We start from the raw sequence: 676 nt of genomic DNA on the forward strand, positions 1-676 counted from the left end.
AAGGGCTTGTCGTTGAGCCTGACCAGCAACGGCTCGATCGCCTCGTTGACATCGTCGACGGCCGCGAAGCGTTGGTGACGCAGGCGCATCAGGATCCAACGTTCCACGACCTGCACGGCCGACTCGACCTTCGCCTTATCCTGCGGATGACGCGGCCTTGCCGGCAGCACCGAGGTGCCGTAGTGCCGCGCGAAGTCCTCCACCGTGTCGTTGGCCCGAGGCTCGTAGCGGTTGGGGTTCGCGATCATCGCGCGCGGGTTGTCCGGCACGATGAGCTGCGGCACGCCGCCGAAGAAGCTCAGGGCACGCGCGCAGCCCTCGAGCCAGTCGGCCATGGTCTCGCGCGGTGTCGCCCAGGCGAAGGTGTAGCTGGAGGCGCCGAGCGCGGCCACGAAGATGTGTGCGCGGCTCCCGTCGACGAGCTCGACCGTGGGGCCGGCGTAGTCGACGAAGAGCTTCTCACCGGCGCGGTGGATCTGGCGCATCGAGCGCTTCAGGCGCAGTGCATAGCGCCGATACCGCTCGCAGAACTGGCTGTAGCGGTAGGTCGGCTGCCCGGGGTGGGCCGCGACGTGCTCCTCCCACAGCAGCATGAGGGTCATGCCCTTGCGCCTCAACTCCTGGTGCACGCGGCCATAGTCGGGCAGCACGTAGTGCGAGGGGCGGTCCAGCCGGC

At 68.5% G+C, this 676-nt stretch carries 1 protein-coding gene; it reads right to left on the reverse strand.

The window, feature by feature from the left end; all coding sequences use genetic code 11:
• A partial coding sequence (gene istA, locus AC3A6J_RS27995) for an IS21 family transposase (RefSeq protein ID WP_487863270.1) occupies positions 1 to 676 on the reverse strand: 676 nt, incomplete at both ends.

It is taken from the genome of Variovorax sp. Soil_C_39 (assembly GCF_057656815.1).